Source organism: Halochromatium sp. (assembly GCF_054919635.1).
Map to the genome: position 1 here is coordinate 1 of NZ_JBUDPI010000140.1, position 8,772 is coordinate 8,772.

Sequence of the window (8,772 nt, forward strand, 5' to 3'; positions counted from 1 at the left end):
GGCGTGATCTGCAGACTCGCCAAGAGCTCGGCGCCCCAGGCGGTGGCGCCACCGAGGTTCTGATGATAATTGAGACCGACGCGCGGGTCATAGGCGACGGCGAGCAGGTCATGGTGCTTGGCAAAGAACAGGGTCGGGGTCAGCGCCAGGCGCTCGCTCTGGAGTCTCAGCCCAAGATCGATGTTGTCGGAGGTCTCGAGCTGCCAGTTATCGAACACATCTTGAAGGTTCATCCCCGCGGCCTCGAAGCGGGCGAGGTTGCTGGCGACGATGTTGGTGACTGGGACGAACGCGTAGGGCCGCATGTAATTGCGACCATAGTTCGCGTAGAGCTCAGTGCCGCCACTCGGATCAAGCATCCAGCTGATACCGAGATTCGGTAGCCAGGCGTCAAAGGTAAAGGCGTCCAGGCTCAGGTCTGGATTCGGTCCCAGGTTATTGCGGCGGGCCGCATTCCAATCGGCCGGGGTGTCCGCATTGGTGCGAAAGGCAGTGCTTGCCGGCTCGGTGTACTGGAAATATTTGATGCCAGCCTGCCAGCGCAGGCGCTCGCCTTGCTGTCCGAGCTGGAAATAGGGACTATGGATGCTACCGCGGCCATCGTTATCGGCCAGGTAGGCCCAGCCGGCGTAATCCCTGCCTGTTGGGGTGACGCGCATCCGGCGAACTGACTTTTCCAGGTCGGCCGACTCCCACCAATAGCCGGTACTGATCTCCAAGCCGCCGATCTCGCCGATGAAGTCGGCATTGAGGCCATAGCGGTTCAGGTCGCGAAACCGATCCTGTCGGCCGTTGCGAATCTCGGCCTGTTCTTCGGCATAGTAGGGCTTGAATGTCAGGGTGCCGAAAGACAGCGGCAGGCTGCCGATGGTCAGCAGATCGCGGTTCTCGCTACTGCTGTGGTAGTAGTCGAAGTAGTCAACATCAACGGCGGGGTCACCAGTTCGGTGGCGGTTATAGTCAAAGTCTCGATAGCGGCTCACACGCTGTGCCTGTGCGTAGTTCAGTGCACGGAACGCGTTGAAGTCCTCATCCGTGGCGTTGAAAAACAGCTCGCCGGTCGGACCGCCCTGATCGAGCCCGTAGCTGAGGCCGAAGGCCAGGTTCTGACGCGGACCGAGCGAGCCCGCGCCCTTCCACTTGTCGGCATCGGTATAGGAGCCGGAAAGGAACGCTCGGAGGTCCGGACCAAAGACGCCACTGTCGATTCGTGCGAAGGTGCGACTGTAATTGTCCGAGCCGAGCGCCTGGCTGATCTCGGCTGCAGCCTCCGACTCAGGGCGGCGGTAGCGCAGTGCGATGGCGCCCCCGCGGTTGCCGACGGCAGAGCCGATCGCCAGCGGTGCCATGCCTTTGTAGAGTTCTAGCGTCTCGATGTTCTCGACATCATAGAGCTGCGGGCGCGCGCCAATCGGCATGATGCCGTAGTTCGGCAAGCCTTCGATCGACATGCCAACGAACTGGCTCTTGATGCCGCGTATGCGCATGAAGGTTCCGCCAAGTCCATAGGGATCGAGGGTCTCGGTGTCGACGCCGGGGAGCAGATCCAGGTTGGCATAGATGTTGGTGCGTCCAGCGGCACCGCTCATCTGCCGACCTGCCGCGGTCATGGCACTCCCTGTGTAGAGCGTATCGCCAGGGTACTGAACCGAGTAGATCGGGGCGGCGCTGACCTCGATCGGGTCAAGCAGCAAGACCTCATCGTCTATGCTGATAGCCTCCTGTGCTTGCGCGATCACCCCATTGCAAGTCAAGGATAAACCGGCGACAACGACGGCGATGCCGCACTGCTGAAGACCATGACAGGTCATGATTGCCTCTCGACAGGAATCGTTCGATGCAGCAATATCTTACTTTTCTTTAAAAGGTATGAAAACTGACTAGGGTCAGTCGTTGGTGTGAGAAGGTCATCGCAGGCTGAAATTGACTGGTAGCGTCACCGTGAGCCGTGACCGATTCAGCGAAGCCGGGATGGCGGGCATCGGCGATGCGCGCTTGAGCATGGCTTCGGCCTCTTGGTCCAGGAGTCGGTGGCCGGAGCTGCTGACGATCTGATGCGACAGCAGACGCCCATTGCGATCGATCGTGAATCGGACCTTGACCGTGCCTTGCGCGCGCTGGCGGCGCGCCTGGGCAGGATAGCGTTTGTGCCGATTGAGCCAAGATGCGAGCCGACCGTAGTAGTTGGCAGCGCTGGCCGAGCCGCTGCCACGACCAGAGCCGCTGCCAGAACCTCGTCCGCTGCCGGAGCCACTGCCGGCCGCTTGTGCGCTTTGCCTCGCGCTGCGGCCGCTACCGCCCGTTGTACTTTGGGCTTGGCGACTCCCTGACGTGGCTGAGCTTGAGGCGCTTGGCGGCTCAGCCGCAGGTGCTCGGGCTCGGGGAGGTGCTGGCGGTTCTGAGGCCTGCTGAATAGCCTTGGCCGAGGCGTTGGGTCTTGGCTTGGGCTCAGGTCTGCGCTTTGGCTTTGGTTCGGGCTCAGGCTCAGGCTTAGGCTTAGGCTTAGGATTAGGCTTGGGCTTGGGCTTGGGCTTGGGCTTGGCCTTCGCTGTTGGTGCTGGCTTCGGTTGAGCTTTGACTGTTTCGCGCTCGGACGTTTGTGTCGGCGTGGGCTCCGGTTGGGCCTCGGCTTGGGTTAGTTGGGACCGCGCTACCGCGGGCATGATCGGGTCCTCGGGGGCGGCAGCGATTGCGGTGGCCGGAATCGGTTGTTGAGCCGTCTCCGGCGGCGTTGTCGCGTCTTTTGCCTCAGCCGTTGCAGCGGCCACTGCGTCAGCCGTTGCAGCTGCCACCTTCGTGACAGGCACAGCAGCCGCCATCGTGGCTTCCGAGTGTATGCTGCCATCGCTTGCGACGACAGGCGCCTCGGCCGCAGGCCCGACGGCGGCCAGCACGCCTGAAGGCGCTCCATCGCTACCGGCCGGCCGCCCATCACCACTGGTTCCGAGCTCCAAGACAATCGCCACCGGCTCAGGAGTGGTAGAAGGCGACGACCGCGGCACCAATGCGAGCGCCAGCGCCGCGTGCATGAGAACGGCGAGCAGGAGCGCGATGAGCCAATGGCGAGTCTGCAAGTCCATGGCAACGGGATTCAGTCTTGGCAGATCAAGCGTTACGCTCCGATAGCCATCAGGGCTGATTGACCACAGCGTGGCGTCCCGCTTCGCCCGCGGTGCCAACAGCGCTGATCGTGCGGCGTTGCTGCGCTGTTGACGAGGGCTCGCGGAGGGGCTCAGTCAGCGGACGCGTGAAGATCCGCGTCACGGCATCCTCCATGCGATGCGCGCAACGCTCGACGCGACGCTCAAGCCAGCTATGCAACAGCACCACAGGGATGGCAACACTCAAACCGGCAGCGGTCGTCAGCAACGCTTGCCAGATGCCGCCTGACAAGACCGAGGGATCGACCTGACTGCCCGACGAGGCGAGCTGCCGAAACGCCTCGATCATGCCGAGGACGGTGCCGAGCAGCCCCAACAATGGGCTCAGTGTGGCGATCACCTCAAGCGCGCGCAACCAGCTGCGCAGTTGCTCGAGCTGGGCGGTTGCCGAACGGGTGAGCTCCTCGCGCAACAGGGCGAGGCTGGGCTCAGACCTGGCTGATGCTTGCCGCAACCCGGTGATTGCCTCTGCGGCAAGGCGAGCGCTCGGTTGCCGGCTGTCTCCGATCGTCTTCAGTGCCGCATCGGCATCGCCCTGATACCAAGCGGTCAGGGCAGACTCAACCGGCTGACTCGCATTCAAGCGCAGCCGAGAGAACTGCCAGAGCTTCGCCAGCACGATGGTCAGCGCGGTGATGGACATGATCGCCAACACCAGCAGCACTGGACCTCCATGACCAGCCAGATCGATCAGCGGTGCGAGCGTGTCTTGCACGGTTGTGACGTTGGCTGCTGCGTCGGGCACAGCAGTCGCCGAGGACAGGAGCTCGCTGTCCTGAAGGGTCTGTACCCCGTTATCCGCGATAGCCGAGCTGTTTGGCTCGACCATCAGGCTGGGTTCGGGTGCGGCGCCAGCGCTCTGCCCAGACGTGATGTTGCTGTCCTCCTTGGACAGGATGTCATTGGCCGCGGTCACCGGGCTGACCTCAGGACCGCTGAGCGCTTGATCGCCAGCATTTGTGGTCTGAGCATCGGTGAGCTGGGCTTCGGTATCGGCGGCATCATCGATCGTCGCGTCTTGGCCTGTAGATGGGGGTTCGGTCTGCTGATCATTCATTGTCTGCGCTCTCACAGCCTCGCATGGCGACGGACGCTCCGGGCTTGCGTCCGTTGACGCGCTGATAAGCCGGGCACTTGATGGGTGTCCCGCTCATCGGAGGGACCGGATCGCTAGGGCAAAAATGCAACGACAGTTGCGTCGATGCAGCTCGATGCTCTATGTTATACCATCACGTTTTTGCACTGAATCCCAATGCTGCGAAATAGGCTGAACATGATGAACAATGTCAATCGCACGTTTTTGGCCGGGCTGCTCCTCGGCGGTCCTGCGACGTCATTGCTCGCGCAACCGATAAGCGACGACCAAGGCTTCTCGGTTGAGCTCGACGCCATCGAGGTCACCGCCGGTGTGCCGGTGCCGGGTGATCCGATGCTGCAGGCGGCGAACATCGACGTCTTGGCTGGCGAAGACCTGCGTCGCCGAGAGCGCTTCACGCTGGGCGAGACCCTGGAAGCCTTACCTGGCGTCGCCTCGATCACGGCCGGGACCATGGTGGGTAAGCCGGTGATTCGCGGCCTTAGCGGCAATCAGATCCAGGTGTTATCGAACGGGATTGGCGTTGACTACCAGCAGTATGGTGCGCGGCATCCACCCAACATCGATCCCTTCCTCGCCGGGCGCATCGAGGTGGTCCGGGGTGCCTCGAGCCTGCTCTACGGCTCGGGGGCGCTCGGTGGCGCCATCGATGTGCAGGCGCCAGCCTTCGTGTTCATGCCAGAGGGCGAGAGCGAAGCCCTGGCCGATACCCTGTTCGTCTACCACAGCAACAATGAGCAATGGGATACCGGCGCCAAGGCGCGCGCCAGCACCGACCGCTTCAGCCTGGATGCCGGCATCATGGGTCGGTCCGCGGGCGATCTGACGACCCCCAATGCCGCGACGGCCGCCGAATCGGGCAATCCGAGTGATCCCAAGTTCACCGGCGAGCTTCCGTTCACCAACTTCGATCAGCTCAACGCCCAGTTCGGCGCTGGTGTCCTGACCGATTTTGGCGAGTTTGGCGTTCGCTACAACCAATGGAACAACGAGAACAACTTTCTGCTGCCGACTGGCAAAGGCATCGGTCTGTGGCTGAACAATGACCAGCTCCAGCTCACCGGTGCCATGCCGCTCGCCTCTGGCTGGGAGCTGAAGCCGACCCTGTCTTGGCAGCACAACCTGCGTCGCGCCAACAGCCCTGGACAGCCCTTGAGCGCGGGCTATGATGGGACCATTCATCTCGAGTTTGATCGCTATGTCGCCCGGCTCGAGGCTATTCATGGGCCGCTCGGACCCTTCGATGGCGGCACCCTGGGCGTCGAGTACAGCAACAAGATCCAGTACTCGCGCGGGACCACGGTGCTGGCCCCAGGTGGGGAGGTCAGCAACCTGGCCCTGTTCGCCTTCGAGAGCAAGGACATCGGCGACTGGACGTTGCAAGCGGGGCTGCGTCATGACTGGCACAGCGTGACCGGGGATGCCGGCAAGACACGGGCTCCGGTGAATTTCGTTGGCCGTGATTCCCACGATTACTCGGTCTTTACCGGGTCGCTCGGTGCGGTCTATCGTCTCACCGATCAGGTGGCGATTGCCTCGAATCTCGGTACCGGCTTCCGCGCACCGAGCCTGTTCGAACTCTACGCCGATGGTGTCCATGGCGGGGTGGCCGCGATTCAGGAGGGTAATCCCGATCTCGATCCCGAAAACTCCATCAACGTCGACCTAGGGCTGCGCTGGAATACGCCGTGGCTGCAAGGCAGTGCAACGGTCTATCGCAATGCCATCAGCGACTACATCTACCTGCAAGATACCGGTGAGTCGCGTAACGGCCTGCCGATCTTTGCGTACCAGCAGGACGATGCGCTGCTCACCGGGCTCGAGCTGGAAGCCAGCTGGCAGGTGACCGATCAGCTTGAGCTGAGCGGCGCGCTAGATCTGGTGCGGGGCACCAATGACCGCACCGACGAGGACCTGCCCTTGCTGCCCGCCGACTCGCTGCGGCTCGAGGCGACCTACTGGTTTGCCGAGCGCGGGCCGATTCGTGAGCCGTATCTGACCCTCGGCATGCGCCACGCCGCGGCCAAGGATGCCGCGCCCGGCGAGCCGTTCGCGCAGTTCGACCGGCTGCCGTTCGGGACCGCATCGACCGATGCCTACACGCTGGCGGATCTCGATCTGGGCTTTGCCTTCCGCGCCTTCGGCAACCGCCTGGCTCGGGTCGATCTGACGGTGCGCAATCTTTTCGATACCGAGTACCGGGATTTTCTCGACACCTATAAGGGCTATGCGCTGAGCCCGGGGCGTGATATCCGGGTCAGTTTGAGCGTTCCCTTCGGGGGCTAGGGGTGCGTGAGGACCTGAGGCTAAAGCGGCTTCTCGGCGGTCAGCAGGGTGATCGGCATTGCGCTACGCCAGCCGTCGAAGCCGCCGAGCGGGACGGCCTGGGCGACCGAGAGGCGTGTTAGCTCGCCGCCGATGCTCGCGCGCACTGCGACCAACGCGGCCTCGCTTTGCAGGGTGACAGCGTTGGCGACCAGCCGCCCGCCCGGGCGCAGCGCCTGCCAGCAGAGCTCGCTGACGCCTTCCGCGGTCAGGCCGCCGCCGATGAAGATTGCGTCCGGCACCGGCAGGTCGGCGAGCGCCGTCGGCGCCTCGCCGGCGACCAGCCGCAGCTCCGGAACCCCAAGCCGCTCGCTATTGCGCCGAATCAGCTCCTGGCGCGCGGCGTTGGATTCGACCGCGATGGCGTGGCAGCTCGCCTCGGCGCGCATCCATTCGATGCCGATCGAGCCGCAACCGGCGCCGACGTCCCAGAGCAATTCCTCGGGCTGCGGCGCGAGCCGCGCCAGGGTCGCCGCGCGCACATCGCGCGTGGTGAGCTGACCATCGTGCTCGAAGGCGGTATCCGGAAGCCCAGCGCGCCGGGGGAGGCGTTGATCACCCCGGCCGAGGCAGTCGATGGCGACCAGATTCAGTGCAGCGCCCGGCGGATGGTCCCAGTCCTCGGCGATGCCCGCGCGCTGGCGCTCGTCCGGTCCGCCCAGACGCTCGAGCACGACCATTCGGCTTGCGCCGAAGCCGCGCTCGCGCAGCAGGCTTGCAATCTGCGACGGCGTGTCGGCATCGGCCGACATCACCAGCAGCCGCACGCACGGGGCCAGATACAGATTGAGCCGTGCCAGCGAGCGACCGTGTGCCGGGAGCACGCGGGTGGTCTGCAAGGCCCAGCCGAGCCGGGCCGCAGCCAGAGATAGCGATGAAACCGCCGGTATGATCCGCAGCTCATCGGCCGGATACTCGGCAGCGAGGCCGCTGCCGACGCCGTACCACATCGGGTCACCGCTGGCGAGCACACAGACCCGGCGGCCGCGCTCGGCACGCAGCAGCGCATAGGCCTGCGAGAACGGGCTCGGCCAAGGGTGACGCGCTTGCCCGGGCTGGGCTGGCACCAAGCTGAGATGACGCTCGCCGCCGACCAGCAGCTCGGCCGCGGCGATGGCGTCGCGCGCGGCTGGGCCAAGACCGGCCAGGCCATCCTCGCCGATGCCGATGATGGTTAGCCAGGGCGCGGCGTTTGTGGGCTCTGGGCTCATGGGCGCAGGTCCAATGTGCAAGGCAGTGTTCGAGTCGAATCGGTCATCGGTGCTCGGCAAACGCTGTCGCGATCGCGTCCCCATAGCGGATTCTCCGGTCCCGTATCGAGCGCCGTTGAAAGAGGACAGGCGGGAAGCAGAAGAAGACCGGGCCGGGTAGCCGGATCGCGAGACCGCGGTTATATTGCAGTATCTTATCGCTATTCATCGTATCGCCGTTCAAGCAGGCTTCGGGGCAACAGAGGTCACCGAGATCCCGAGCGGCATCGGGGCGACCTGTCCGGCCGTTCGGCGAATCGTGATCACCGCGGCCGCAGCGGTTTGCCTTGCTGCGACGATATGCCGGCTTTGATCCACCCGACCCGATTGATCAGACTCGCGCCAACGCGAGCATCCACAACCCGTCCGCCAGAGACCCGCCAATGCTCGATTACAACCGCGATGGGGCCGCCATCTATCGCGAATCCTTCGCCATCATCCGCGCCGAGGCCGACCTGGCGCGCTTTCCCGCCGATCTGGAGTCGGTTGCCGTGCGCGTGGTGCATGCCTGCGGCATGCCCGACGCGGCCCATGACCTCCTGTTCTCCGCTGATGCCGGCCGTGCCGGACGCGAGGCGCTGGCCGCTGGTGCGGCGATCCTATGCGACAGCCGCATGGTCGCCGAAGGCGTGATCCGCGCTCGGCTACCGGCTGAGAATCCGGTCCTCTGCACCCTTGATGATCCGCAGACGCCAGCGTTGGCGGCGCAGCTCGGCAACACCCGCACCGCGGCCGCGCTGGAGCTGTGGCGCCCGCACTTGGAGGGCGCCCTGGTGGTCATCGGCAATGCCCCGACCGCGTTGTTTCGGCTGCTGGAATTGATCGATGCCGGCGCGCCGCGGCCGGCCTTGATCCTCGGCTTCCCGGTCGGCTTTGTCGGTGCCGCCGAGTCCAAGGCCGCACTCGCCGAGGACAGCCGAGGCGTTCCTTACGTGACGCT

General features: G+C 64.4%; 6 protein-coding genes. 2 read left to right on the plus strand and 4 right to left on the minus strand.

Going from position 1 to position 8,772, the window contains the following annotated elements:
* The 3 genes from ACY693_RS10055 to ACY693_RS10065 form a co-directional block, all read right to left on the minus strand.
* On the minus strand, positions 1–1,811 hold a 1,811-nt coding region (locus ACY693_RS10055; RefSeq protein WP_462321694.1), incomplete at its 3' end, for a TonB-dependent receptor.
* 96 nt (positions 1,812–1,907) lie between these two features.
* Positions 1,908–3,080 (minus strand): energy transducer TonB, encoded by a 1,173-nt coding sequence (locus ACY693_RS10060; protein WP_462321695.1) that lies wholly within the window; start codon positions 3,078–3,080, stop codon positions 1,908–1,910.
* A 49-nt stretch (positions 3,081–3,129) separates the two neighbouring features.
* Complete coding sequence (locus ACY693_RS10065; protein ID WP_462321696.1) at positions 3,130–4,218, minus strand: MotA/TolQ/ExbB proton channel family protein; 1,089 nt, start codon at positions 4,216–4,218, stop codon at positions 3,130–3,132.
* Between the two features lie 195 nt (positions 4,219–4,413).
* Between ACY693_RS10065 and ACY693_RS10070 the strand changes: the two genes are divergently transcribed.
* The gene (locus ACY693_RS10070; protein ID WP_462321697.1) at positions 4,414–6,543 is read left to right on the plus strand and encodes a TonB-dependent receptor; all 2,130 of its coding nucleotides are present in this window, start codon (positions 4,414–4,416) and stop codon (positions 6,541–6,543) included.
* 20 nt (positions 6,544–6,563) lie between these two features.
* Here the strand turns inward: ACY693_RS10070 and cbiE are convergent, their stop codons facing one another.
* The gene (gene cbiE / locus ACY693_RS10075) at positions 6,564–7,793 is read right to left on the minus strand and encodes a precorrin-6y C5,15-methyltransferase (decarboxylating) subunit CbiE (protein WP_462321698.1); all 1,230 of its coding nucleotides are present in this window, start codon (positions 7,791–7,793) and stop codon (positions 6,564–6,566) included.
* A 422-nt stretch (positions 7,794–8,215) separates the two neighbouring features.
* On the opposite strand from cbiE, the gene ACY693_RS10080 reads away from it, so the two are divergent.
* Positions 8,216–8,772 (plus strand): precorrin-8X methylmutase (locus ACY693_RS10080; protein ID WP_462321699.1); only part of this gene is annotated, 557 nt, incomplete at its 3' end.

What these genes read in the sequence shown, in the direction of transcription:
- ACY693_RS10065 (WP_462321696.1), bottom strand. Translation starts at nt 4,218, where the DNA reads ATGAATGATCAGCAGACCGAACCCCCATCTACAGGCCAAGACGCGACG.
- cbiE (WP_462321698.1), bottom strand. Translation starts at nt 7,793, where the DNA reads ATGAGCCCAGAGCCCACAAACGCCGCGCCCTGGCTAACCATCATCGGC.
- ACY693_RS10070 (WP_462321697.1), top strand. Translation starts at nt 4,414, where the DNA reads ATGCTGCGAAATAGGCTGAACATGATGAACAATGTCAATCGCACGTTT.
- ACY693_RS10060 (WP_462321695.1), bottom strand. Translation starts at nt 3,080, where the DNA reads ATGGACTTGCAGACTCGCCATTGGCTCATCGCGCTCCTGCTCGCCGTT.